The following is a 25,216-nucleotide window of genomic DNA, read 5'->3' as shown; positions in this document are numbered from 1 at the left end:
GAAACTCTGTCCTCCTTGAAGCTCGATGGGAAGTCACGTTTCCTTTCAACCAACTGACCTTTATGCGTATATCTTGGACAAATTGGACAAAAAGGCTAGGATCACTATCCCATAGACTAGAACTAGAGCCAGCCCAAATCCGATACCAAACCACTTGTAAAACTTGTCCATTCCGCTGTAACGTTCGACATAGGCCCTGGTCGGCTTGTCTGGATCATACCAGACTGTCAGCTCCGAATGAAGGGGGAAATGGGTCTGCATCAAGCGTTTGAAGGAAACAAAGGAGTTGCTGTAGCGAGTGATCGAAGGTGCCAGCATATCTTCTCTTGTATAGTCCTTTAAAAATTTAGTAGTCCCCCACGGAATTGTGACCGTTTTGAACATAAAATACTGCAAAGTTTTCTTATAAGAAATCCCATCCACCGTGTATTCGACGATAGGTGGATACCCCTCACGAAAACGGCTATAGCCGATAACCGTTCCCTGTACGGATGACTTGGCAAGGCGGACCAACTTCTGATCCCGAAGATAGAGGAAAAGAAAGGTCCCACACACAAATACAAAAGATAGGAAGATGACGATTGTCCCAACTATCAAACCAATCACTTCTTTATTCATATGAACTCCTCCTGTTATTTTATACAGTAAAATCCCAAAACGAACTCGTCCAGAAGGACATTGAAGCTCTCGAGTCTACTCTTCGGATTTTTCTTTTGACTGTTTTTCTCTCAAATCTTTTACAGATTTCGATATGATATCTCTCAACTGTTCGTCAGTAAGTCCTGGAATCTGGTAATAAGGGCTGTTGGACTCGCTTTTTGACGGTTTTGTTCCTGAACTTTCGGTTTTAGAACTTTGTTCAGTCGAAGACGAGGATTTCGGCTCTGAGGAACTGGATTCTTTGGTCTTAGAGGAACTGGACGACTCAGACTCTGAAGACTTGGATGTTTCAGGCGTTTTAGAATCAACCTTAGGTGGCTTGTTTACTTGGTCGTTCGGCTGTTTCACAGGTTTATAGAATAGCCCAAAAGACAACAGCAAGGCCACCAAGATCCCAATACCAGCCAAGGTTCTTTTATTGGCTTCAGCCGAGGGAACCTTTACTCCCTTTGTACTGAGTATTTTCCATTCTGGATGCTCTTTTTCTATAGCTTTTTTCTGTCTCCTAAGAGGACCAAGTAGAAAATGATTAAAAGGCACAATCGTTACCATAGCCACCGTTACAAGCGGGACATAATTGGAATGACTTGATACCAGTAGAACATCGAGTATAGCGAGAAGAATGAAGAGGAAACGCCCCACAAACTTACGAACTTGATGCTCTTTTTTGATCTGCAAATATCTCTCTTGTGACATTATCATCCTCTCTTTTCTATTTCTTCATTAAATATCACTTTCCCCTGTTCATATTTTCGCACAGCTAAGAACCAGCGGATAGGGTTGTTTTGGAATAAGAAAAGGTACAACAAGGCAGGAAAGAGACCTGCTAAAGGCGAGAAAAAGATTTGTATATCAAATGCCTCTTGCTTATTGAATGAGTCAATAGTGCCCGGAATTGCAGCAGCAAATATTACTATAGTAGTCATAAAAACTAGTAGCATGACAATCATAAAAGCCAACATTTTCGCAAACGTCGCTTTTTTCTCACTAAAATTTTCCCAGAACAAATTTGAATAAACTGCTTCTTTAAACTCTTTCTTTGTTGCTCCTTGGACTCGTTTCACTCCTTTATATAAGGCGACTTCCATCATCCATATAAATCCAAATAGGATAAAGGAAAGACAAAGAATAAAAATAGGAACCATCCCACTATTATAACGAAGGCCTGAGAAAATTGGTATTGCAACAAATCCTCCGAGTAAACCTAACAAAGAGAATATAGCAATTAAAGGAGCAATCCCCCTATTCGATCTCCTAGCCCCTTCTGTATTTAACAAGGCACTCTTATCTGCTACAAGAGCCTCTTTTGTTCGCGTATTATAGTAAACGGCCTTATCACCGCTCTGTCCAATAAAAATTATTTTTCTCATATAAAATCACCACAGTTTTCACTAATCACTATAATCAGAAACTTCAATTTTATCATAGGTTGTTGATAAAACATCGCCAACCACTGGTAATGGTAATAGCGTTTCTCTCGTGTTTCTAGTTCTTCTCTTCCCTAAATAATACTTTCCCCTGCTTGTATTTTCGTACGGCTAAGAGCCAGCGGATTGGATTGTTTTGAAATAGTAGAAGAACCACGCTAATTGGGACGATCGTTGCTCCGATTGGCACCATGAACATCGACGGTTCAAACCATTCATGTTCATAGTAGGGAATGAAGGTCCCAGGTATGGCAAAGAACACAACAATAACAAAAACAAATAGAAGAACGAGGATAACAAATAGATACAAGATGATTTTATCGACTGTTGGTTCCTTATCTGGTGACTTCCTCCAAAAAGTACTACTTTCAACCGCATCTTTAAACTGTTCTTCACTTGCTGGGACAAGCGACTTAGCCCCACTGTAAAAAAGTTTTTCAAATCCATAAACACTTCCGATAAAAACGAAAAGGATAGCGGCTAGATGGATAGGTGCCATCCACTCACTCAATCTAAAGGGCGCTAGCAAGGAACGAATCCAAATACCGATAATAGCAACTAGCAAGAAAATAAAGAAGACAACCCAAGGCCACTTGGATTTCTTTGAACTGATGGCACCGTCGGTTTCTGACGAGGCGCTAGATTCTGTCGCTAAAGCCTCGCTCGTCTTTGTGTTATAGTAGATGGATTGCTGGCATCCTTGGCCTATATAAATGATTTTTCTCATCTTACATGTCTCCCTCCTTCCCTCGACTACCGTCCTGTAATGTCTCCATCAGCTCCTTGAACAGTCGTTTGCGCGTTTTCATCCGAAAATCATAGACTATATATGTAAGAATACCAATCCCTAACATGTACATAAGTAAAAACTGAAAATCAGAAACAGCCAGATAACGATAGGCTGAAAAAATCGTTATTAAAACAAAAATGTAGCCAACTACTGTCAACGCCCTAGATTTTCTCCTAAGTGTTTTGATATTGGCTTTTGTCAGCCGAACTTTTCTAAATCTATCTGTCTTCATGTTGCGTCGGTTAGTTTTGGCAAGGAGAATGGTCCCGAAAACCAAAAACAAAGACATCAAGATAAAGAAAATCAGATTGAAAAGGGAGGAGACATCTCCAAAGGTTTGGTTGAGCAACTTCGACAGCCGTTGCAAGGAATAGATTGCAATAGGGGCTGCAATGGCTGAATAATTCATGCCTTGTTTTGCACTGTAGAATACTTGATTCCCCAAATCATAATAGATAAAAGAGTCCTCCAGAGGGCCCATACTGATTAAATTTTTTACACTTGTGTCCATCTTATTTCCCGTCTCCTAAACTCAATACGGATGTTCAAACAAAGTTCTACTTTCTCTTAAAAGCATCGTGACAACGATTGCCAGCATTCTAGCTGATTTTTAGCATTTGCCTTCCTAGAGAAAGAAAAGTTTATTAGTATTATAGCATGAACCCCCAGAAAAGGGAAAATATCCCCGGCAGATACCTTTGCTAGATCCAAGAAAGGTTTCGTCATTTCATAAAAAAGCGAACAAGTCCGCATTCTAAAAACAGAATACGAGCTTATCCGCCTTTTCCTATGTCTCTAAAATAAATAACGTGTTTTCCTCGTTTCATCGTGCCAAGCGAATGCGAGTCACAATCCCATCTGGGTCTACAAGATCCAACTCACTCGAATTTAGCCACTTGATTGGTGCTTCTAGCTCTTGTGCTTGCTGAACGATGTCCAAGAGTTCTTCCTTGCTTTCGACCTCAAGGACATAGTAGGCCAAGCCTGGCAAGCCTTGCTCACGCGGAGCCAGCCCTTTTCCAGCCCATTCGTTGACAGCCAGATGGTGATGGTACTGACCAGCCGCTATCCAACTGGCACTAGGAATGCTAAATTTATCTTCTAATCCTAACACCTTTTGATAAAACTGGCTCGCCGCGTGGCTATCCTTCACCGATAGATGGATATGCCCCATTCTAGTCCCTTCAGCTAGGATAAAGGGATCCACCTTTTCCCCTAACTCATAGATGTCCTGTGCCGCAAGGGCTTCGGTCACACCGATAATGCGACCGTCTTCTCGAATATCCCATGAAGACACTGGCTTATCACGGTAGAGTTCAATGCCATTTCCTTCCAAATCCTCTAGATAAATAGCCTCACTGTATCCATGATCTGCACCCCCGACCAGAGGAATCCGCAAGTCACTTAGGTGTTTCAAGACATCTGCCAAGGCTTTTCGCGTCGGCAACAAAATCGCCAGATGGTAGAGCCCATAATGCTCCCTTACTTCGCCAGACTTTTCTGCCTGAATCAAGTGAACCAAGGCTTTTCGACCAAGTCCCAAAATCGCTTCTGTCTCTGTTTGGGATAAAATCTCCAAGCCAATAATCTGGTGATAAAAAGCCGTTTGACTCGTCAAATCCTTGACATTTAAAACCGCCTCTGCTAGATAAATGTGGCTTTGGTATGCATAAGTCATAGGGTGTCTCCTTTTATTTGTTGTAACTTTATGTATTACATCAATTATACACTATTGAGATAAAATGTCAACGAAGACAACTCAAAAGAGCTGGAAACCAGCTCTTCTTTTTATTTGACAACAAGCTCGTAGCGAGTTTTGCTGGTGAAAGTTTCCCCTGCTTTGAGAATAACTTGGTCTTTGAGATCACTGTGAATGGCATCTGGTAAAGCTTGCGCTTCAAGGGCAATCCCATTGTGTTGCACCATTGGCTGGCCTCCGATGATGACACTCTCATCCACAAAGTTTGCTGTGTAGACCACAAAGCAAGGGGCCTCTGTCTTGAACAGCAGGAAACGACCTGAGTTTTGGTCATAAAGGAAACCAGCATTGTCATGGCCTGCAGGAAGAGCAAATGGGTGATCCAAACCAGATACCAACTGGATTTGCTCATCTTCCTCTTCAAAGATGTCCTTCAACAAAGCTCCATTGTAGATATGTTTCACTACATCACGAGTAGCATCTGGAGTCTTAGCCGGAACTCCGTCTGGAGCGATTGGGTAAATGCCCTCCGTATTTAGTTGGAAGACATGGCGGTCAATTGTCTGCGTGAAATCACCAGATAAGTTGAAATAGCTGTGGTTGGTTGGATTGACCAGCGTATCCTGATCTGTCGTCACCTTATAGCTGACTTCGTAGGCGCCAGTTTCTTCCAAGTGGTAGCTGATCCAGATCTTGAGATTACCAGGGAATCCTCCTGTCCCGTCTGTACGCTCTGTGTAGAGGGTCAAGCCATGGTCGCTCACCTCGACCAATTCAAACAAGCTCGAATCCCAACCTGTTGAACCACTGTGGTTACAGTTGCTAGCATTGTTGACTTCAAGATTATAGGTCTGGCCATTGAGTTCAAATGTTGCACCTGCAATACGGCCCGCTACAGGACCTACACTTGCTCCATGCTTGGGACTATTGCCTACATAGCTATCAAAATTATCAAAGCCCAAGATCACATTGGCAAAATTACCAGCCTTGTCAGGTGTGACATAGCGCAAGATGGTCGCACCATAGGTCATAACTTCAAGCTGGTAACCACCGTCAGTCTCAAAGCGATAGGCCAAGACATCCTTGCCCTCATGATTTCCAAATACACGCTCTGTGTATGCTTTCATTCTTCTCTCCTTTGATCTATTTCTCTTAAGTAAACAAACCATAGAGAGCCTATTCACCATCTATGGTTGTAGTTTTTATTTTCAGAATCCTTTGTCAGAAAACCTTAACAAAAGGGGGTTCTTCTATACTTGTTTTATGCTTCCACACGTTCAGTCCATGAAGTCGCTGTTGTTTGAAGAACCTTGTTGAGTTCGTCAATGTTCTCAAAACCTGTTGTGCGTAGCCACTCACGAGCTGCTGCTTCACCATCTTTAATGTAAGCTTCAACTGATCCAGCCCAGGTTGCACGGCCACAAAGAACGCCGTTGAAGTTTGCGCCTGATTCGTGAGCAAAGACAAGGGTTTCTTGGAAGAGTTTAGCTGATACACCTGCACTCAAGTAGATATATGGCAAGTTAGTTGCTTCGTCTTGCGCTTTGAAGAAAGCTGCCGCTTCTTCACGAGTATGCACGATTTCACCATCGCCAAAGCCTTCAACGTATTTGACGTTGACTGGAACTTCCACTTTCAAAACATCGATGTTAAAGCGTGGGTCTGAGAAGACTTTCATAGCACCGATAACCTTGTGTGGTTTTACTTTGGCGTATTCTGCAGAACCTGCGTCAGCGATTTTTTCATCGTAAGCCAAGATTTCAAGGAAGAATGGAATGTCTTCCGCCACACACTCTGAACCGATGCGTTCGATATAGGCTTGTTTTTCTTGGTTGAGTTCGTCAGCGCTGTCTACGTCATAGTAAAGCAAGAACTTAACAGCGTCTGCACCTTGTTCTTTGATGCGTTTGGCAGACCAAACATCCAAGCAGTCAGGCAAGCGTTTAGTGCTAGTTGTATCGTAGCCAGTTTTCTCATAAGCAAGGAGAAGACCAGCATTTGGAGCAAGCGCTTTTGTAGCTGGGAGACCATACTCAGGGTCGAGAAGCATAGAGGATGCGTATTTTGTCAATTCATCTGCAACCAATACTTTAAGTTCTTCCATTTGAGCTACTGTTGGCTCTTCTGTTTGGTATTGAGCCATGAGGCGTTTTAAAGCACCACGTTGGTCAAAGGCAAGAGCTGAGATAATGCCGTTCTCGTCAGAGAGTTTTTGCAAGCAAGCTACTTTATTGGGACTTAATTGTAATTTACTCATAGACACTTCCTTATTTTTGATATTCATGAATGATCACACCTTGTACCACACGGTTTACAGTGCCAGTAGGAGATGGTGTATCTGGTTTATTTTCTACCTTGAGTGAAGTCAATAGGGCAAAGAGTTGAGCATAAACGATGTAAGGGAAGACACGGTAAATATCGTTCAAAACACCGCCACAGCCAAGGGCTACTTCTTTGACATTTTCAAGACCAAAGGCTTGATCACTCAAAAGCACAACACGACGAGCAATGTGATCACCAGCCACTTCACGAACCAAGTCCAAGTCGTACTTGCGAGTGTAGTCTGTCGTTGTGCCAAATACCAAAACAACTGTATCTTCGTTGATCAATGATTTTGGACCGTGACGGAAGCCAACTGGGCTTTCATACATGGTCGCCACTTGACCAGCTGTTAATTCCAAAATCTTCAACTGAGCTTCATGAGCAAGTCCAAAGAAAGGACCAGCGCCTAGGTAGATAACACGGTTAAAGTCGAGGTCAACCAACTCTTTGACATCTTTTGCATTGTCTAGAACTTTGCGGACAAGTCTAGACACAACTTCAAAACGTTGAGCTTTCACAGCAAATTCTGTAGGATCAAAGACCAAGAGAGCTGTTAGCAGCATAGATGTAAAGCTAGAAGTCATGGCAAATCCAGCGTCATTAGAAGCAGCTGGTTGCAAAAGCAAGAGATTGCGGTCATCTCCATGAGCTTGAAGAGCCAATTTACCATCTGCAGCACATGTAATGGTCACTTGATAGAGGTCATCCACCAAGGCCTTAGCCAAATCAACCGTCGCCACACTTTCAGGTGAATTCCCACTACGAGCAAAGGAAACAAGGACAGTCGCCACATCTTTTTTCAAATAAGTTTCTGGATTGGCAACAATATCAGTTGTCGCAATAGCATTGAAATTCCATTTGCGTTCGTCATAGACTTCCTTAAAGTATGGTACCAAGGTATCTCCCACATAAGCAGAAGTACCAGCACCCGTCAAGATGACCTTGATATAGTCATGTTTATCCGCAATCCCTTGTAGGAAGGCTGCAATTTCTTCACGTTTTGCTTGATAGGCTTCAAAAGCTTCTTTCCATACATCAGGCTGTTGGTAGATCTCACGAGTCGTGATTTCTGCACCCAGTTCAAGTAATTCTTCTTTTGTGTAATTTAGCATAGAGTTCCTCTAATCTATTGTTGTTTCATTCCTATTGAAAATATGGGAATGGGATTGACTCCCATTCCCATGTATATTCTATATAAGATGCCCTAAGTCACATCTTATTCATCTTCGTCATCATCGAAGCCCGCTAACAGGTCGTTGACTTTTACGATGCTTTCTGCAGCACGGCTCCTGTAGTCCGCATCTGCACCTGTAAGGCTGGCATTGATAAATTCAATCACCATTGGAAGATTCATCCCTGCGTAGAGTTCAATGTCGCGACCTTCCATAATCAAACGGCTTACCACGTTACAAGGTGTTCCACCGAGAAGGTCCGCAAAGACTAGGAAATCATCCAATCCTTCGATAGCAGCTTCAAATTTTGCAGTAAATTCTTCTGGACCATCTTCTGGAAGAAGAGCCACTGCATGAATGTTGTCCTGTGGACCCATGATCATTTCTGTGCTACCTTTAAGTTCTTCACAGAAGCGACCATGACTCACCAAAATTAATGATTTGCTCATAAATTATGCGCCCATTCCAAGCAAGAATTTACCGATGAATGAAAGACCTACTGCAAGAACGATAATGATACCGATCGCTTTAGTAGAGTTCATACCTTTCTTACCAAGCAACCAGAAGATAAAGGCAGTAAAGATTGCTGGAAGCAAGCGTGGGAAGATTGAGTTCAAGATATCTTGGAAGTCAATCATCTTTTCACCGATTGGCAATTTGTAAGAAATCTCAAAGTTGATCATTGTTGCTACAAGAGCACCCATCATGAAGACACCAAGTACAGATGCAGCGTCAATCAAAGCTGTCAAGGTACTTTGCATGTTGTTGATAAGGTTAACCCCTTCTTTGTAGGCAAATTCCAATTGTTTCCAACGGAAGATGTCATATGCAACTGCAACTGCGATCCAAAGGAAGATACCCCATGGTTGGCCAGCGATAGCCATAGTTGCTGCGATAGATCCCATGATAGCAGGTACAAGTGAACCAAAGATTGTATCTCCAAGAGGAGCGAATGGTCCCATCAAACCTGTCTTGATACCGTTAACGGCATCTTTTGAACCCACACCATCTTTTTCTTCCATGGCAAGGTCAAAACCAGCGATAATAGTGTGGAAGAATGGTGAAGTATTGAAGAATTGAGTATGAACTTTCATCATTTCTTTCAATTCAGGAGTTCCATCCCCATACATTTTACGCAATTGAGGCAAGATCATGTAAAGGTAACCAGAAGCTTGCATACGCTCATAGTTCCAACCTAATTGGAAAGTAAACAAGCTACGTTTGTTGATTTGATTAAAATCTTCTTTTGTAAGTTTGTAATTAGAATTCGTCATCTTCGATTTCCCCACTTTCTGATGGTGTAGAAGGTGCTGCTACAGCTACTTTTTGGCTGTTCTTAAAGTGAACAACTGCAAGGAAGATACCTACGATAGAGATACCGATCATAGACAAACCTTTGAAGTTGTTAGCAAAGCCAATCTTTTCAGCAACATCAGCAGGAAGAGTACCAAGGATACCCGCAACGGCTCCACCAAGACCTGTTACATATGAGTAAAGAACAGTCAACATAGCTGTCAAACCGAATCCCATTGCAAGGTAGTGAAGGTTACGTTTAACTGGAAGGTAACGAAGCAAGATTGCAAATCCAAGACCTGGAAGCATACGACCTGCAAGTGTCAAACCGTCTGCAACCCATTGGTATTCTTTAACAAGGTCTACTACTGATTGTACGAAAGCACCACCAAAAGCAAGAGCGAAGAATACTGGAAGGGCACGAGAAAGAGCCCATGGAAGCGCACCAAGTAGGTAGTTGCGTTCGATACCTTTGTAGTCAAAGCGTTCGATCGCAGCATCAATACGGTGTGCAAAGAAAGTAGTTGTCATACGTCCAAGAACGTCGAAGTATGTCAAAAGTGCTGCTACTGGTACAGCGATTGTTGTAATCGCAAGGTCTGTATCAATACCTTGAGAGATAGAGAATGCTGTTGCAAGAACCGCACCAGAAGTTGCGTCGATACGAGAAGCACCACCGAAGGTACCAACCCCGAGAACGAACAACTGCAAGCTACCACCGATAAACAAACCAGTTGTCACATCTCCCATGATCAAACCGGTAATGAAACCAGCGAATACAGGGGAACCTGCAGATGAAACGATTGTCAACTCATCACAGATTTGATAAGCTGAGTACAAAGTGAGAAGTAAAATTTGCCACCATTGTATCATAACAATGACCTCCTAAAAATTTTTTCCTATTTTAATAAGCTCAAAAAGTCTGAAACTGGATCATTTGGAACCATTTGAGCAGTGAGTTTCACACCTTTTTCTGCTAGTTTGTGGAAATCTTCCACATCCTTGTCTACCACATTGATAGAACGTGTGATAGAGCGAGTTTCTGGTGTTTGAGACATATTGCCGACGTTGAGTGTTTCAAGCGGAACACCTGCTTCGACCAAACCAAGGAAACGGTCTGGTTTACGTGCAACGATAAAGAGACGTTGGCTATCGTATTTACCAGCAAGGATATTTGCTGCTGCTTTCTCAACTGGCAAGATACTGAGTTTCACACCTGGTGGTGTTGCAAGTTTCAAACCACTCTTTTCAATATCGTTGTTAACAACTTCGTCGTCTACAACCATAATGCGTGAAACATTTAGTTTTCCAGCCCAAAGATTGGCTACTTGACCGTGGATCAAACGTCCATCGATACGGCATCCTACAATTGTCATAAGTTTTCCCCCTTTATGTGTTTTAGTGTAGGTTTACGAGTTAAATGAATCTCTTCTTTATATTCGCCCTCAGTTTCAAAGATGATGATGCGGTTAGCACCTTCCTTGAGATAGCTATGAGGGATATAAAGTGAGAGGGTCGGGCCGACGTTCCAGAAACGCCCTAGGTGACGCCCGTTGACAAAGGCAACTCCCTTACCAAACTCAGACAAGTCTAAGTAGGTATCCTTCGGCTCTTCGACCGTAAAGTCGAAAGCGTAAAAGGCTGGTTGTCCTTCCGTCCATCCTTTTGAAAAATCAATTTTCTCAGGATTGTCCAGTGGCAGTGGATATTGTTTCCAATTCAGTAAGAAATGTAGATCCTTGCAGACACCTGTTCGAATTCCTTTACGTTGCGTATCTGCCAAGAACTTATGTCCGTAGTTGACACGCCCCATATTTTCTACCAAGATGTCAATCTCTGAAAAACCTTCTCGATTTCCCTGACAGTAGATATCTTCACCAATTTCTGTCTGGTATTGAGTGGCAATCCATTGACCATCTACAAAGAGTTGAGCTCGGTCACGTCCATCGATGATGCGGAGACGTTCCTCTTCTGCATCCCAACTTGCCTCAGTGCGGTAGAGAAGGTAGCCATAACTTTGACCAAGTTCTTCCATCGCTTTTGGATAGAGGCTTTCAGTAGGACTGGAGAGACTATCCAGAGTTTCAAACAAGGAAACTTTTTCGACCAATGGAATGGACCCTATCTCCATGCTTTCCTTATAGAGTGGTTCCAACTGTGGATACTCTGGGAAGTGTGTTGCCATCATCTTCTTGACTGCTAGGTATTTAGCAGTTGGATTTCCTTCTTCATCCAGAAGGGCATCATAGTCGTAAGATGTGACTTGTGGCAAATCCAGAGTTCCTCGAGCCGAGCAACCATTCATGAAACCAAAGTTTGTACCACCATGGAACATGTAAAGGTTGATAGAGCCTTGCTCCAATACCTCTCGAACAGCTTCTGCCAATTCTTTAGGATCACGAGTGATGATGGGTTCTTTCCAACGGTTGAACCAACCATCCCAAAATTCCATACACATGAGGGGCCATTTCTTGCCATGCTCATCAAAGAATTCCTGCATCTGTGAAAAGTTGTACGGAGCTTTAGAACCGAAGTTTCCTGTCACAAAGAGATCGTCTTCGATCAAGGTTCCGGCTTTCAGAGTAGCCCTCCATGGGCCATCTGAAGTAAAGAGTGGGCAATCAATCCCTCGGTCTTCCATCAATTTCCGAATTGCTCGTAGATAAGACTTATCTTCTCCATAAGAGCCATATTCATTTTCGACTTGCATCATAAGAATGTTTCCACCATTATCCAACAAGCGAGGCACAAGCCTTGGCAATAATTGGTCATAATAGCGAGCAACAGCCTCGATGTAGGCCGGGTCGGACGAGCGAATTCGCATGTCCTTGGTCAAGAGCCAAGCCGGCAAGCCACCAAATTCCCATTCCGCACAGATAAATGGAGACGGGCGTACAATGGCATAGAGACCTAGATCTTGTGCAATTTGAAGAAATCTCTCCAAATTTCTGGCACCTTCAAAATCAAACTCCCCTTCAACAGGTTCGTGTAAATTCCAAGCCACATAGGTCTCGACTGTATTAAAGCCAAGCGCCTTTAAGTTATAGAGAGAATGATACCAATCCTCTGCTGGAATCCTAAAATAATGAATGGCGCCGGACAAAATCTTGAACGGTTTTCCGTCTAAATAGAAATCGTCCTCAATTTTAAATCTGGTCATGTTATTACCTCTGACGAATTAAGTTTGCGCTTTCATTTATTATAATATTAACTATAATCAAATCTTTTGCATTTGTCAATAGGTTTTAGAAAATTATTTAAAATTTTTCTATTTTTTTACTTACCGTTTACCGAAATTATCTTAAAATAGCATGAAAACGATCTTTTTATGTATGATAATTCACAAGAACATCAAATGAATTTTTTTACATGTAAAATAACATTTTTAGTCTATTATTTTAATTTTTTGACCTTAATACTACTCTTTTCTCTATATTTGTGGTAAAATCAAAATTGGAGAAAGAGAATCGAGGTGAAATTTATGGCTATTCCTAAATACCAATATATTAAAGATGAATTAAAAAACAAAATCATCTCTGGTCAATTTGCAAGTGGAGATAAATTTTATACAGGAGCCGAATTGATCGCAATGTACGATGTGAGTTCAATCACAGTTGTTCGTGCCTTGAATGACCTTGCTAAAGACGGCTACATTGTCCGCCAACAAGGTAAAGGTACTTTCGTTTCACGTGCCCGCAAGCACAAACTCGTTGAGTTTTCAGATGTTGAAGTCTTTGAAACAAAAGACGATAAAGTTACTGTCCTTTCTATCGAGCGTGGAAATAAACTTGAATATTTAGATAAACTTGGACTACGTGGAGATCAATTCTACTATAAGATTGAACGTATTCGTCAGACAAACGACGTGACATACATCTACCACACATCTTATATTCCTGAGCAATACATCAATGCCAACTATCCAAATCTTGATTATTATAGCTCTATCTATACACGTTTCAAATTGGATTACCGCATTCACATGAGTGATGAACATTTTGAGGAAATCAACGAAATCGCATTCCCAACACCAGAGCATGCTGCTTCTGTACTCGGAATCGATACACAATTCCCAACTGTCTTCCAAACAAAGACTACAAAACTTGAGGCCACTGGCCAAGTCCTTGCCTATAGTGAAACTTATAAGCGAGCAGACTACTACAAAATCAAATTCATCTCATGTAACCGAGGTCATTAAGAAAAAGCCTGAGCCTAGCTCAGGCTTTTTCTGTATTCATTATAGCACGAGAAAGAAGTTGTGAAAACGCTATGAAGGGCTCTTATTTAATTAGTAGCATTTTTACTAAAAACAAGTTAAATTTTCGTTTGGTTTTTCCTCAGTTTTATCCCTTATTGGCAATTTTCTCCTAAATCTTATGTTTTCCTCCATTTATTATAGTTCTTATATAAACCCACTTGACATTTTACCCCTTAGATAATAAAATAAAATTGGTTTTATGTAAACGCTATCATATATGATAATAACAAGGAGGTTTTGTCATGAAACTAGAAAAGAAACAGCGCTTCTCCATCCGTAAATACGCGGTTGGGGCAGCTTCTGTACTTATAGGATTTGCTTTTAGCGCACAAGTCGTATCTGCCGACGGGATTACTCCAGCTCCAACAGCTGAAGAAACTGTTCAAACGATTCAGGAAAGTCCTCAAGCAGTCAAGGAAGCTGTAGACTCCAAGGTCTCGGAAAAACTGGAAAAAAAGGCTGACAAACCTGTAAAAGAGGATGTCAAAGAAGACACGGAGGCTCCTCATACAGTTGCTCCAAAAACGGAAGAAACAACTGCACAAGCTGTAACAGAAAATGCTAGTCCTACTCCGACTACTGAGAAAGAAAGCCCTGCCCCAGCTGAAACTCCTGCCGAAAGTACTCCTTCAGAAAAGAAAAATGAAGCCGTCACACCTGCAGTAGCCACTCCTAGCACGGAACGAGTAGCTCAGGTGAATGAAAAATTGGCAAAACGAAAAATGATCTCAATCGACGCTGGACGCAAGTACTTCTCTCCAGACCAACTCAAAGAAATCATCGACAAAGCCAAACACTACGGTTATACTGATCTTCATCTACTAGTTGGAAATGACGGCATGCGTTTCATGCTGGATGACATGACCATCAAAGCCAATGGCAAAACCTATGCAAGTGATGATGTCAAACGTGCGCTCGAAAATGGAACTGATGCCTACTACAAGGACCCAAACGGAAACCATTTAACAGAGAGCCAGATGACGGACTTGATCAACTACGCTAAAAACAAAGGTATTGGTCTCATCCCAACTGTAAATAGCCCTGGCCACATGGATGCGATTTTGCATGCTATGAAAGAACTAGGCATTCAAAAACCGAACTTCAACTACTTGAGAAAAGAATCTGCTCGTACTGTTGACCTTGATAACAAAGAAGCGGTTGAATTTACCAAAGCTCTGATCGACAAGTATGCAGCTTACTTCGCTGGCAAATCTGACATCTTCAACATCGGGCTAGACGAGTATGCTAACGATGCGACAAACGCTAAAGGTTGGACTGTCCTTCAAACACAAGGAAAATATAGTAAATTCATCACTTACGCTAATGACCTTGCTCACATCGTCAAATCTCACGGCCTTAAGCCAATGGCTTTCAACGATGGCATTTACTACAATAGTGATACTAGTTCTGGTACTTTTGACAAAGACATCATCGTTTCTATGTGGACCGGTGGATGGGGAGGATACGACGTCGCTTCTTCTAAATTTCTAGTTGAAAAAGGCCACCAAATCCTTAATACCAACGATGCTTGGTACTATGTTCTCGGACGAAATGCCGACGGCCAAGGCTGGTACAACCTTGACCAAGGGCTCAACGGTATCAAGAGCACTCCAATTACTTCAGTACCAAAATCTGAAGGGGCGAATATCCCGTTCATCGGTGGTATGGTAGCTACTTGGGCAGATGACCCAGCTCAACGCTATTCTCCATCACGTCTCTTCAAACTCATGCGTAGCTTCGCAAACGCAAATTCTGAGTACTTTGCTGCCGACTATGAGTCTGCTGAGCAAGCTCTGAAAGAAGTTCCAACAGATCTTAACCGTTATACTGCAGAAAGTATTGCAGCTGTAAAAGAAGCTGAAAAAGCTATTCGCTCACTCGACAGCAACCTCAGCCGTGCCCAACAAGACACCATTGACCAAGCAATCGCGAAACTCCAAGAAGCTGTTAGCAACCTAACCTTCACACCAGAAGCTCAAAAAGAGGAAGACGCGAAACGCGAAGTTGAAAAACTTGCCAAGAACAAGGTGATCTCTATCGATGCTGGACGTAAGTACTTCACGCTTGACCAACTCAAGCGCATCGTAGACAAGGCGAGCGAGCTCGGATACTCGGATGTGCATCTCCTCCTAGGAAATGATGGACTTCGCTTCCTACTTGATGACATGACTATCACTGCTAACGGAAAAACTTATGCAAGTGACGATGTCAAAAATGCCATCATTGAAGGAACAAAAGCTTACTACGATGATCCAAACGGAACCACTCTTAGCCAGGCTGAAATCACTGAATTGATCGAGTACGCAAAATCAAAAGGGATTGGACTCATCCCAGCGATCAACAGCCCTGGGCACATGGATGCCATGCTTGTCGCTATGGAAAAACTTGGAATCAAGAATCCTCAAGCCAACTTTGACAAGGTCTCCAAAACAACCATGGACCTTGAAAATGAAGAAGCGATGAACTTTACAAAAGCCCTTATCGGCAAGTACATGGACTTCTTTGCGGGCAAGACTAAGATCTTTAACTACGGTACAGACGAATACTCTAATGACGCTACCAACGCTCAAGGTTGGTACTACCTCAAATGGTATGGACTCTATGGCAAGTTTGCTGAGTACTCTAACACTCTTGCTGCCATGGCTAAAGAAAGAGGCCTTCAACCAATGGCCTTCAACGATGGTTTCTACTATGAAGATAAGGATGATGTTGAGTTTGACAAGGATGTCATCATCTCTTACTGGTCTAAAGGATGGTGGGGTTACAACCTTGCATCTCCTCAGTACCTTGCAAGTAAAGGCTATAAATTCCTTAATACTAACGGAGACTGGTACTATGTTTTAGGCAATCACAAACCTGACGAAGCCTATCCACTATCAAAAGCACTTGAAAACTCTGGTAAAGTGCCATTTAACCAGCTTGCTTCTACCAAGTATCCGGAGGTAGACCTTCCGACGGTCGGAAGTATGCTTGCTATCTGGGCAGACAAACCAAGTGCTGAGTACAAGGAAGAAGAAATCTTTGAACTCATGACTGCCTTCGCAGATCACAACAAAGACTACTTCCGCGCTGACTACAATGCTCTCCGTGAGGAGCTTGCTCAAATTCCTACTAACTTGGAAGGATACAGCAAAGAAAGTCTCGACGCACTCAATGCAGCTAAAGAGGCTCTCAACTACAACCTCAACCGCAGCAAGCAAGCTGAGTTAGACGCTCTTGTAGCTAAACTCAAGGCAGCCCGCCTAGGCCTCAAACCAGCGGCAACTCACTCAGGAAGCCTCGATGAAAATGAACTAGCTGCCAATGTTGAAACCAAACCGGAACTCATCACAAGAGCAGAAAAGATTCCTTTTGAGGTTATCAAAAAAGAAAATTCGAACCTCCCAGCTAAACAAGAAAAGATTGTCACACCAGGTGTAGATGGCGAACGCACTCATTACATCTCTGTCCTTACTGAAAATGGTAAACAAACAGAAACCGTTCTAGATAGCCAAGTAACCAAAGAACCTGTGACCCAAGTGGTTGAAATCGGTGCCCCTATTACTCACAAAGGGGATGAAAGTGGCCTTGCTCCAGCTGCAGAAGCGAAACCGAGACTGGATATCCAAGAGGAAGAAATTCCGTTCACTACCGTGACACGTGAAAATCCACTCTTACTTAAAGGGAAGACTCAAGTCGTTACTAAAGGCGCTAATGGTCGTCGCAGCCATTACTACTCTGTGAGCACTAGTGCTGACGGTAAGGAAGTGAAAACTCTTGTAGATAGCCTTGTGACTCAAGAAGCAGTGACCCAAGTTATTGAAGTCGGAACCCTTGTAACTCACGTTGGAGATGAAAATGGTAAAGCAGCAACTGCTGAAACAAAACCTAGACTGGACATCCAAGAGGAAGAAATCCCATTCACTACTGTGACACGTGAAAATCCTCAATTGGCAAAAGGACAAACCCAAGTCGTTACTAAGGGCGCTAACGGCCATCGTACTGCCTTCTACTCTGTCAGCACTACTGCTGATGGGCAAGAAGAAAGAACGCTTGTCAATAGCGTGGTAACACAGGAAGCGGTCGCTCAAGTCGTTGAAGTCGGAACTGCTGTTGAGAAAGCTGAGCAAACTGCACCAACTACTGTCAAAGCAGATAAAAAACAACTTCCTGCAACAGGAAGTCAAGACTCTGCAGCCTTGGTCGCAGCAGGACTCATGGCCACACTAGCAGCCTACGGACTCACTAAGAGAAAAGAAGACTAAGATTCTTCTAAGAGAATACGAAAAAGCGAGATTGAATCTCGCTTTTTTATTTTATGATTAGTCACCAAGTCCGATACGTTCGAAGATATCATCTACTTGTTTGGTGTAGTATGCAGGGTTGAAGATTTCGTCGATTTCATCTTGAGTCAGACGTGATGTTACTTCTGGATCTGCTTCGAGAAGCGGTTTGAAGTCTACTTGGTTGTCCCAAGAATAGGCTGTTTTTGGTTGCACCAAGTCGTAGGCTTGCTCACGGGTCATGCCTTTTTCAATCAAGGTCAACATGGCACGTTGGCTAAAGATCAGACCAAACGTAGAGTTCATGTTGCGGATCATATTTTCTGGGAAGACCGTCAAGTTCTTGACGATATTTCCGAAACGGTTAAGCATGTAGTCAATCAAAATGGTCGTGTCCGGTGTGATGATGCGCTCAGCTGATGAGTGAGAAATATCACGTTCGTGCCAGAGAGCGACGTTTTCATAGGCCGTCACCATGTGACCACGGATAACACGCGCTAAACCTGTCATGTTCTCAGAACCGATAGGGTTGCGTTTGTGAGGCATTGCTGAAGATCCCTTTTGCCCCTTGGCAAAGAACTCTTCCACTTCGCGCTGCTCAGACTTTTGCAGACCACGGATTTCCGTTGCCATACGTTCGATTGAAGTCGCGATGCTAGCAAGAACTGCAAAGTACTCAGCGTGAAGGTCACGAGGAAGGACCTGTGTAGAAATTTCTTGGGCACGGATACCCAATTTGTCGCAGACGTATTTCTCTACAAATGGTGGGATGTTGGCAAAGTTCCCAACCGCACCAGAGATCTTACCAGCTTCTACACCAGCAGCTGCATGCTCGAAACGCTCGATGTTGCGCTTCATTTCGCTATACCAAGTCGCTAATTTAAGACCAAAGGTTGTCGGCTCAGCGTGTACCCCGTGGGTACGCCCCATCATGATGGTGAACTTGTGCTCTTTAGCCTTATCAGCGATGATGTTAGTGAAGTTTTCAAGGTCACGACGGATGATGTCGTTGGCCTGCTTATAGAGGTAACCGTAGGCAGTATCCACCACGTCAGTAGAAGTCAAGCCATAGTGAACCCACTTGCGCTCTTCGCCAAGAGTCTCAGAAACCGCACGTGTGAAAGCCACCACATCGTGACGCGTCTCCTGCTCGATCTCCAAAATACGGTCAATGTTAAAGTCCGCCTTTTCGCGAATCAAAGCCACATCTTCCTTAGGGATTTCCCCCAACTCAGCCCATGCCTCGTCCGCCAAGATTTCCACCTCAAGCCAAGCACGGTATTTATTTTCTTCACTCCAAATGTTCGCCATTTCCGGGCGAGAGTAACGGTTGATCATGTTGTTAATTTTTCCTTTCTTTTTATAGATGTATTGCGCTATTTCTAAAAACTATCCCATGTTCTGTCTTTTAATCTAGAATGTATTAGAATCTCATTAACATTTGATGTAATCTCCATTAGTCTATTCACTAAATCTTGGGCATAAAATCTGTTCACACCCCAAGCAACATAATTCAATATGGACACTGCCTTATTTTTAATAATTTGAGAAAAATCATTTTCTATAATTAGATATGAAAAATATGCAAATGTATCATTAGCTGCAAAACTCCAACCACAATATTCTTGAAAATTATGAGATATTTTATCAATAATTTCAATCGCTCTAGAATCTGAGGTTGACATATAAGCCAGTAATAGCTTATCAAAACTAGGATACTCTATATCCCCTAACTTCTTACATAACTCTAAACCATCTACGTTATTTAAATAATTTTCAACTAATACATCTAACTTTCCACTTCTCAAATTCAAATCAATATTAGCTTGTTCAGTTTCAGAAGTAATATAATTACTAATCACAACTACATTGTTAAGCATTGTTTTACAATCAGAATATCTATTCCCTGGGTCTGTCGCCGTTGCGACCTCGACTACACTTTTTAAAACATGATTACCATTATTTGGATTTTTAGTCATAATAAAATTAATAATTCTTCCGATTGAGAATATATCACTACGGTTAGTCGCATCTTTTAATTGTGTAGCTTGTTCAGGCGAACAATAATAATACTGCCCCAAACCATGTGTATATTGTGTCACATGGCTATCATGTGAACTTAAGTTCTTACCTAGTCCAAAATCCGCAATTTTGATTTTCCCGTTATTTATAAATATATTACTAGGAGACAAATCTCTATGTAAAATTTTTCTGTCATGAACTTTTTGCATAACTTCAAGTATTTGTTGGATAATAGATAATTTTTCATCATCTCCAAGTTCATATTGATTTACAAATTTTAACAGGGTAAACTCCAAGTATTCCATCTTATACGAGAGCTCTTGTTCTGAAAAATCAAATACATTTATTATATTATCTATGCCTGATAACTCATTAGTGATTTCATACTCTCTCTTAAATCGACTAACGATCCCTTGATCTTCTGAGTATTCTTTTTTTAAAATTTTTATCGCCACATCATTATCATTCTCTTGAAATCTAAATACCTCTGCAAAGCCACCCGAACCAATTCTCTTCAAACCAAAATAACGATTTTCTAATCCATAAAGATAATTTATTGCATCTGTTTCATCATCAAATCCTTTATATTTTTGATTAGGAAATCCCTTAATTTGTTTCTCTGCTTCGCTCCAATTAGAATAAATCCCTGGGATATGACCATTTTTTACTGCATAAAATTTATAATTCCCCATTCTATCTCCTTAACATCAATACGCTTCTTAAAATTCTTCTTTTCCAATCCACACTGATGGATAATGATCCAGTGTATTCAAATCTGTATCCAGCGGGACATCATAGATAGCTAAATAGTTTTCTGGGTACTGAGCCACTAGCTCTTCATACTTAGCTTTCACTTTTTCGTGATTACTACTAGCATACAAGACTTCGACGACAGCTCCAGTCTTATCTTTTTCAACAAATGCATTAACGATGATTTGTATCATAGATTTCTCCTAATATATATGATAGGTTACTTTAATTGTTAACACGGACCATATATCTATTTAATACAGTGTTAATTTGTATTATTAAATTCTGAAAGTTATCATTAAGTAATAAACTAGACGCATCTTTGGAAGAAAGTTTAAGCTCTTTTTTTATGCTAGACCATTTGCCTGTATTTCGGTTGAATATACAAAATACCGCAGGAAAAACTCCATTACTATCACCAGCTATATAAATTTGAGTTGCTCTATCCAAATCTTTTTCTGATATAAATGTTAAATTCTGTCCTTTTTTCGATTTTTTTACAAATCCACTCAATGACAAGTCATCTGTCATAATCTTCTGATAATCAGTCATTAGCCCAGAACATCCAGAATAATATTCAAAAAGTTTATTTACTAATTTCTTTACTTCCTCTGATGATTTATTATGATTTTGTTTGTAAATATTGTCTTGTAAAACTTCTATCGTCTTAACAATCTTTTTTTCATCTAAATTCGACTCTAAAATAGCTTGCTTAAACTCTAGATTAAATCGTAGATCATCAGGTTCATAACTTAAAATTTGTTGTCTATTTTTACTAGTAAGCAATCGTAACTCATCTTGATTTCTTGTAAACAAAACATTCGTAACCGTTCGTAATAAGTCAGCTCTGAAATCTTTTACAAGTTTTATAAAATCTAAATCATGATTATTAGCAATCATACTATCAAGAATACGAGATATTGCTTTATAATCAATTGAAATCCAATCTTGATTCTTTATACTAGGCTCATCACCGTCAGGAGTTAAGAAAAATTTATATTGCTTCCCAAAACGTTCATCTAAAACTTTTGAGTACTGAGTTAACTGAGATTCCTCAGAGCTACCACTATTATGTTCTGAAGAATATTGTTTCACTTCAATAGCAACTTGAATTTGCTTATCTTTATTATAGTAATAAACATCAATATTTTTATATTCTGTCTGACACACTATAATATCTGCACTGTCATCAGAAAAAGATGAAAGAATTTCCTTATTAGATATGTTTATATCTTCTACTGATTTTAATAATTCCCTAATAAATAAGTGACCTAACCTATGATTTTCTGTAGGGTCCAACAACCATTTAATAAATCGCGAATATCGAATTTCATGAGCACTACGCATATTTCTATCTTTTGTGTTTCCATACTCAATAATTTCCCAAAAATTTGGAATTGATTCAACAACCAATTTATCAACATATTTTTTCAAATTAGGATTCTCTACACGAATCGATTCAATCAAATCTACATAATCTTTAATATCCATTGTATTCCCTTATCAAAACTCTTCAACCTCATCCGGTACATCACTAAACAAAGTCACATGCCCCATTTTGCGGTTGTGCTTCGCTTCTATTTTACCATACATGTGGAGGTGGGCGCTTGGATTTTCTGTGACATATGTTTCAGCAGCCTCGACGTGTTGGCCGAGAACATTGAGCATAACGGCTGGCGCATGCAATTTGATAGCTGGCAATGGTGCTCCGAGAACACCCAAGATATGGGTATCAAACTGTGAAAAGTCGCAGGCTTCGATAGAGTAGTGCCCAGAGTTGTGTGGGCGGGGGGCAATCTCATTGACAATGATGTCGTCAGCTGTCGCAAACATTTCCACACAAAGGGTTCCAGACAGGTTCAACTGTTCAGCGATTCGCACTGCCATGGATTTAGCCTTTTCTGCTAGACTTTCTGAAATGCGGGCTGGTACGATGGTCTTAGAGAGGATGTTGTTACGGTGGATATTTTCCTGAACTGGGAAAACCGTCACATCCTTGCCATTCCCAGAAACGATAACAGAAATTTCAAGATCAAAGTTGACAAATTCTTCCAAAACACAATCTGCTGAATCGGCTAGCACATAGGCTTCTTCCAAGTCTTCCTCTGAACGAATGACCTTTTGTCCGTGTCCATCATAACCACCTGTTGCAGTCTTGAGGACATAGTTTTTCGATAGGTCAATATCTGCCAAGTCTTGGCTTGAGGTCACAACCTTGTAAGGTGCCACAGTGACTTGTGCCTTGTTTGAGAGAAAATCCTTTTCAAAAATGCGATTTTGGGAAATACGGAGCAGATCGGTCCCTTGAGGGAGTTGTCCATCCTTAATGACAGCATCTAGTCCGTCAGCATCCACATTTTCAAACTCATAGGTGAGGACATCGCAACGCTCAGCCAACTGACGGAGGGCAGCCACATCGTTATAAGGAGCCACTATGATTTCCGCCACACGAGAGGCCGGGCAATCCGCCGCAGGATCCAGCGCGATAACCTTGTACCCCATGTAGATAGCGGAGATGGCCATCATCTGACCCAGCTGGCCACCACCGATAATTCCGATTGTTTTAGATGAGCTCATTGGTAGACTCCTCTGCGATTTTTCCTTGCTCTTCTGCGAAATCTGCCAATGCTGTCGAGATAGCCTGATCTTCTACTGAAAGAAGACGGAGGGCAAAGAGGGCAGCGTTTGTCGCTCCTGCTTCACCGATAGCCATAGTTGCGACTGGTACGCCACCTGGCATCTGAACGATAGAATAGAGTGAATCCACCCCACTAAGGGCACGAGACTTGACAGGTACACCGATGACAGGAAGGGTTGTTTTGGCAGCTACCATACCTGGCAAATGGGCTGCGCCACCTGCACCTGCAATAATGACCTTGATACCGCGACTCCGTGCTTCCTCGGCATGTTTGAACATGAGATCAGGTGTACGGTGGGCAGAGACAACTTTCTTTTCGTAGGCTACACCGAAGCGATCGAGAACTTCGGCGGTTTTTTGCATGGTTGCCCAGTCGGATTTTGAGCCCATGATAATGGAAATTACTGGTTTCATTTCTTCTCCTTTTTCTTCCTTTCAACAATCACCTTAGGTTGTGAGGGACGGCAGCAGCCACCAAAGGTGTCTCATGCCTAAATCGGAAGCCCCAGGTCTTCCGATTTCCCTGAAGGCTTGACTAATAAATCCAAGCCTTCTTTCACAACGGCGGTGATTGTTATTTTATTGCTCGCTAATGCTCGCAAGTTATGCAACCATTATCGTATTTGGCGACTTCGTCGTGTTATTCTTATGTCTTTACTTAATAGCCTTGCTACCGATATCATTTCGATAGAAGAGGCCTTCTGTGTTTTGTTTGTCGAGTTGGTTGTAGATGATGTTTTGGCCATCTTTGACGGTGTCTGCTGTTGTGACTAGCATATAAACACGTCCGCCGTTTGAGAGAAGGTCTTGGCCATTTTCAGCGAATTTAGCACCAGCATAGTAAGTGATGATGTCGCCTCCTGTCTTGGCTGGAAGCTTGACACCCTTCTCATAAGCGAGTGGGTAGCCGTTTGATGCTACAACCACGCCCAATGTCACACCCTTGTCCATCCAAGTGATGGTTGGCTCTTTGCCATCCAAAATGTCAGTGATGTTTTGCGCAAAGTCAGATGTCAAACGAGGCAAGATGATTTGCGTTTCGGGATCTCCAAATCGAGCGTTGAACTCGATGACCTTAGGGCCATCAGCAGTCAAGATAAGCCCTGCGTAAAGAACACCAAGATACGGACGACCTTCTTTAATCATCCCTTCAAGAACTGGCTTAACAATAGTCTCAACCGCTGTGTCAACCACGCTCTGTGGTAAGTGAGGAACTGGCGCATAGGCACCCATCCCACCAGTGTTAGGGCCCTTGTCGCCATCGTAAGCACGTTTGTGATCCTGAGCCGTTGGCATGATGTAGAACTTGTCCCCATTGACAAAGGCAAAGAGGGAGAACTCTTCTCCGTCAAGGAATTCCTCGATGACCACACGCGCACCAGAATCACCAAATTTATTGTCCAAAAGCATCTCATGAGCTGCTTCGACCGCTTGCTCAACCGTCTCCGCAACGACGACACCTTTCCCGAGCGCCAATCCATCCGCCTTGACAACGATAGGAGCGCCTTTCTCCTCGATATAAGCCTTGGCCTCCTCGAAATCTGAAAATGTGCCATAGGCTGCTGTCGGAACGTCATATTTGACCATGATTTCCTTAGCAAAATCCTTGGACCACTCCAGCTCCGCTGCAGCCCTAGTCGGACCAAAAACCTTGAGACCAGCTGCATTGAACTCATCCACAATCCCAGCTGCAAGGGCGTCATCTGGCCCGATAAAGGTCCAAGCGATATCATTGGCTTTTGCAAACTCAATCAATTTAGAATGTTCGGAAATAGAGATGTCCACCAATTCCAGACCATCCAGAGTCATACCGTCATTCCCAGGAACTATAAAGACTTTTTCAACGTCTTTTGACTCAAGCAACTTCTTAGCAATGGCATGTTCACGACCACCCGAACCGACAACTAACAGCTTCATCTTCCA

23 protein-coding genes and 1 pseudogene are annotated in these 25,216 nt (G+C 42.0%); 2 read left to right on the top strand and 22 right to left on the bottom strand.

The window, feature by feature from the left end; translation table 11 throughout:
* Positions 1 to 60: 60 nt before the first annotated feature.
* The 14 genes from KX728_RS00360 to KX728_RS00295 form a co-directional block, all read right to left on the bottom strand.
* Positions 61 to 618, bottom strand: coding sequence for a DUF3592 domain-containing protein (locus KX728_RS00360; RefSeq protein ID WP_049506239.1), 558 nt, complete (start codon positions 616 to 618; stop codon positions 61 to 63).
* Positions 619 to 693: 75 nt separating this feature from the next.
* On the bottom strand, positions 694 to 1,356 hold the full coding sequence (locus KX728_RS00355; RefSeq protein ID WP_215805123.1) for a hypothetical protein: 663 nt from the start codon (positions 1,354 to 1,356) through the stop codon (positions 694 to 696).
* A 2-nt stretch (positions 1,357 to 1,358) separates the two neighbouring features.
* Complete coding sequence (locus tag KX728_RS00350) at positions 1,359 to 2,030, bottom strand: hypothetical protein (RefSeq protein WP_001226099.1); 672 nt, start codon at positions 2,028 to 2,030, stop codon at positions 1,359 to 1,361.
* 115 nt (positions 2,031 to 2,145) lie between these two features.
* Positions 2,146 to 2,814, bottom strand: a complete 669-nt coding sequence (locus tag KX728_RS00345) for a hypothetical protein (RefSeq protein ID WP_215805122.1) — start codon at positions 2,812 to 2,814, stop codon at positions 2,146 to 2,148.
* 1 nt (position 2,815) lies between these two features.
* On the bottom strand, positions 2,816 to 3,388 hold the full coding sequence (locus tag KX728_RS00340; protein WP_215805121.1) for a hypothetical protein: 573 nt from the start codon (positions 3,386 to 3,388) through the stop codon (positions 2,816 to 2,818).
* Between the two features lie 312 nt (positions 3,389 to 3,700).
* Positions 3,701 to 4,555, bottom strand: coding sequence for a VOC family protein (locus KX728_RS00335; RefSeq protein ID WP_215805120.1), 855 nt, complete (start codon positions 4,553 to 4,555; stop codon positions 3,701 to 3,703).
* A gap of 110 nt (positions 4,556 to 4,665) precedes the next feature.
* Positions 4,666 to 5,703, bottom strand: a complete 1,038-nt coding sequence (locus KX728_RS00330) for an aldose epimerase family protein (protein ID WP_215805119.1) — start codon at positions 5,701 to 5,703, stop codon at positions 4,666 to 4,668.
* A gap of 134 nt (positions 5,704 to 5,837) precedes the next feature.
* Positions 5,838 to 6,833 (bottom strand): tagatose-bisphosphate aldolase, encoded by a 996-nt coding sequence (lacD, locus tag KX728_RS00325; RefSeq protein WP_042901976.1) that lies wholly within the window; start codon positions 6,831 to 6,833, stop codon positions 5,838 to 5,840.
* Between the two features lie 10 nt (positions 6,834 to 6,843).
* Complete coding sequence (locus KX728_RS00320; RefSeq protein ID WP_042901933.1) at positions 6,844 to 8,010, bottom strand: SIS domain-containing protein; 1,167 nt, start codon at positions 8,008 to 8,010, stop codon at positions 6,844 to 6,846.
* 104 nt (positions 8,011 to 8,114) lie between these two features.
* A complete protein-coding gene (locus KX728_RS00315; protein WP_033629163.1) occupies positions 8,115 to 8,519 on the bottom strand; it encodes a PTS sugar transporter subunit IIA in 405 nt (134 codons plus the stop codon).
* Between the two features lie 3 nt (positions 8,520 to 8,522).
* Positions 8,523 to 9,344 carry a PTS system mannose/fructose/sorbose family transporter subunit IID gene (locus KX728_RS00310; protein ID WP_000185287.1) on the bottom strand — a complete coding sequence of 274 codons (822 nt, stop codon included), beginning with the start codon at positions 9,342 to 9,344 and terminating at the stop codon, positions 8,523 to 8,525.
* Complete coding sequence (locus KX728_RS00305) at positions 9,331 to 10,236, bottom strand: PTS mannose/fructose/sorbose/N-acetylgalactosamine transporter subunit IIC (protein WP_000616991.1); 906 nt, start codon at positions 10,234 to 10,236, stop codon at positions 9,331 to 9,333. The genes KX728_RS00310 and KX728_RS00305 overlap by 14 nt, the downstream gene beginning before the upstream one ends.
* A 26-nt stretch (positions 10,237 to 10,262) precedes the next feature.
* Positions 10,263 to 10,739, bottom strand: a complete 477-nt coding sequence (locus KX728_RS00300; protein ID WP_000156968.1) for a PTS sugar transporter subunit IIB — start codon at positions 10,737 to 10,739, stop codon at positions 10,263 to 10,265.
* Positions 10,736 to 12,523 (bottom strand): glycoside hydrolase family 35 protein, encoded by a 1,788-nt coding sequence (locus KX728_RS00295; RefSeq protein WP_215805118.1) that lies wholly within the window; start codon positions 12,521 to 12,523, stop codon positions 10,736 to 10,738. The genes KX728_RS00300 and KX728_RS00295 overlap by 4 nt, the downstream gene beginning before the upstream one ends.
* Positions 12,524 to 12,844: 321 nt before the next feature.
* Between KX728_RS00295 and KX728_RS00290 the strand changes: the two genes are divergently transcribed.
* On the top strand, positions 12,845 to 13,561 hold the full coding sequence (locus KX728_RS00290) for a GntR family transcriptional regulator (protein ID WP_219108646.1): 717 nt from the start codon (positions 12,845 to 12,847) through the stop codon (positions 13,559 to 13,561).
* A gap of 302 nt (positions 13,562 to 13,863) precedes the next feature.
* Positions 13,864 to 17,865, top strand: coding sequence for an LPXTG-anchored beta-N-acetylhexosaminidase StrH (strH, locus tag KX728_RS00285; RefSeq protein WP_215805117.1), 4,002 nt, complete (start codon positions 13,864 to 13,866; stop codon positions 17,863 to 17,865).
* Positions 17,866 to 17,922: 57 nt separating this feature from the next.
* Here strH and purB read toward each other — a convergent pair whose 3' ends face one another.
* The 8 genes and pseudogenes from purB to purD all read right to left on the bottom strand — a co-directional run bounded on the left by purB (position 17,923) and on the right by purD (position 25,210).
* Positions 17,923 to 19,221, bottom strand: coding sequence for an adenylosuccinate lyase (gene purB, locus KX728_RS00280; RefSeq protein ID WP_215805116.1), 1,299 nt, complete (start codon positions 19,219 to 19,221; stop codon positions 17,923 to 17,925).
* 44 nt (positions 19,222 to 19,265) lie between these two features.
* A complete protein-coding gene (locus KX728_RS00275; RefSeq protein ID WP_215805115.1) occupies positions 19,266 to 20,597 on the bottom strand; it encodes a ribonuclease H1 domain-containing protein in 1,332 nt (443 codons plus the stop codon).
* Positions 20,598 to 20,624: 27 nt separating this feature from the next.
* Positions 20,625 to 20,849: a phosphoribosylaminoimidazole carboxylase gene (locus tag KX728_RS00270; RefSeq protein WP_215805114.1), complete on the bottom strand. Its 225-nt coding sequence runs from the start codon at positions 20,847 to 20,849 to the stop codon at positions 20,625 to 20,627.
* A gap of 31 nt (positions 20,850 to 20,880) precedes the next feature.
* Positions 20,881 to 22,146, bottom strand: coding sequence for a PD-(D/E)XK nuclease family protein (locus KX728_RS00265; RefSeq protein ID WP_215805113.1), 1,266 nt, complete (start codon positions 22,144 to 22,146; stop codon positions 20,881 to 20,883).
* A 12-nt stretch (positions 22,147 to 22,158) separates the two neighbouring features.
* Positions 22,159 to 23,232 (bottom strand): 5-(carboxyamino)imidazole ribonucleotide synthase, encoded by a 1,074-nt coding sequence (gene purK, locus KX728_RS00260; RefSeq protein WP_215805112.1) that lies wholly within the window; start codon positions 23,230 to 23,232, stop codon positions 22,159 to 22,161.
* The gene (purE, locus tag KX728_RS00255; protein WP_215805111.1) at positions 23,219 to 23,707 is read right to left on the bottom strand and encodes a 5-(carboxyamino)imidazole ribonucleotide mutase; all 489 of its coding nucleotides are present in this window, start codon (positions 23,705 to 23,707) and stop codon (positions 23,219 to 23,221) included. Before purE ends, purK begins: the two co-directional genes overlap by 14 nt.
* A gap of 28 nt (positions 23,708 to 23,735) precedes the next feature.
* Positions 23,736 to 23,822: pseudogene (locus tag KX728_RS09395) on the bottom strand (phosphoribosylaminoimidazole carboxylase); the annotation flags it as partial.
* Positions 23,823 to 23,947: 125 nt separating this feature from the next.
* On the bottom strand, positions 23,948 to 25,210 hold the full coding sequence (gene purD, locus KX728_RS00250; protein ID WP_215805110.1) for a phosphoribosylamine--glycine ligase: 1,263 nt from the start codon (positions 25,208 to 25,210) through the stop codon (positions 23,948 to 23,950).
* Positions 25,211 to 25,216 lie beyond the last annotated feature (6 nt).

The organism is Streptococcus oralis (genome assembly GCF_019334565.1).
In the GTDB taxonomy this organism is placed as follows: Bacteria; Bacillota; Bacilli; order Lactobacillales; family Streptococcaceae; genus Streptococcus; species Streptococcus oralis_CR.
This window is presented reverse-complemented; position numbering and strand designations above follow the sequence as displayed.

Bases quoted from the DNA above. Each gene is read 5' to 3' on its own strand.
- KX728_RS00360 (WP_049506239.1), bottom strand. From the start codon at position 618: ATGAATAAAGAAGTGATTGGTTTGATAGTTGGGACAATCGTCATCTTC.
- KX728_RS00355 (WP_215805123.1), bottom strand. From the start codon at position 1,356: ATGTCACAAGAGAGATATTTGCAGATCAAAAAAGAGCATCAAGTTCGT.
- KX728_RS00350 (WP_001226099.1), bottom strand. From the start codon at position 2,030: ATGAGAAAAATAATTTTTATTGGACAGAGCGGTGATAAGGCCGTTTAC.
- KX728_RS00345 (WP_215805122.1), bottom strand. From the start codon at position 2,814: ATGAGAAAAATCATTTATATAGGCCAAGGATGCCAGCAATCCATCTAC.
- KX728_RS00340 (WP_215805121.1), bottom strand. From the start codon at position 3,388: ATGGACACAAGTGTAAAAAATTTAATCAGTATGGGCCCTCTGGAGGAC.
- KX728_RS00335 (WP_215805120.1), bottom strand. From the start codon at position 4,555: ATGACTTATGCATACCAAAGCCACATTTATCTAGCAGAGGCGGTTTTA.
- KX728_RS00330 (WP_215805119.1), bottom strand. From the start codon at position 5,703: ATGAAAGCATACACAGAGCGTGTATTTGGAAATCATGAGGGCAAGGAT.
- lacD (WP_042901976.1), bottom strand. From the start codon at position 6,833: ATGAGTAAATTACAATTAAGTCCCAATAAAGTAGCTTGCTTGCAAAAA.
- KX728_RS00320 (WP_042901933.1), bottom strand. From the start codon at position 8,010: ATGCTAAATTACACAAAAGAAGAATTACTTGAACTGGGTGCAGAAATC.
- KX728_RS00315 (WP_033629163.1), bottom strand. From the start codon at position 8,519: ATGAGCAAATCATTAATTTTGGTGAGTCATGGTCGCTTCTGTGAAGAA.
- KX728_RS00310 (WP_000185287.1), bottom strand. From the start codon at position 9,344: ATGACGAATTCTAATTACAAACTTACAAAAGAAGATTTTAATCAAATC.
- KX728_RS00305 (WP_000616991.1), bottom strand. From the start codon at position 10,236: ATGATACAATGGTGGCAAATTTTACTTCTCACTTTGTACTCAGCTTAT.
- KX728_RS00300 (WP_000156968.1), bottom strand. From the start codon at position 10,739: ATGACAATTGTAGGATGCCGTATCGATGGACGTTTGATCCACGGTCAA.
- KX728_RS00295 (WP_215805118.1), bottom strand. From the start codon at position 12,523: ATGACCAGATTTAAAATTGAGGACGATTTCTATTTAGACGGAAAACCG.
- KX728_RS00290 (WP_219108646.1), top strand. From the start codon at position 12,845: ATGGCTATTCCTAAATACCAATATATTAAAGATGAATTAAAAAACAAA.
- strH (WP_215805117.1), top strand. From the start codon at position 13,864: ATGAAACTAGAAAAGAAACAGCGCTTCTCCATCCGTAAATACGCGGTT.
- purB (WP_215805116.1), bottom strand. From the start codon at position 19,221: ATGATCAACCGTTACTCTCGCCCGGAAATGGCGAACATTTGGAGTGAA.
- KX728_RS00275 (WP_215805115.1), bottom strand. From the start codon at position 20,597: ATGGGGAATTATAAATTTTATGCAGTAAAAAATGGTCATATCCCAGGG.
- KX728_RS00270 (WP_215805114.1), bottom strand. From the start codon at position 20,849: ATGATACAAATCATCGTTAATGCATTTGTTGAAAAAGATAAGACTGGA.
- KX728_RS00265 (WP_215805113.1), bottom strand. From the start codon at position 22,146: ATGGATATTAAAGATTATGTAGATTTGATTGAATCGATTCGTGTAGAG.
- purK (WP_215805112.1), bottom strand. From the start codon at position 23,232: ATGAGCTCATCTAAAACAATCGGAATTATCGGTGGTGGCCAGCTGGGT.
- purE (WP_215805111.1), bottom strand. From the start codon at position 23,707: ATGAAACCAGTAATTTCCATTATCATGGGCTCAAAATCCGACTGGGCA.
- purD (WP_215805110.1), bottom strand. From the start codon at position 25,210: ATGAAGCTGTTAGTTGTCGGTTCGGGTGGTCGTGAACATGCCATTGCT.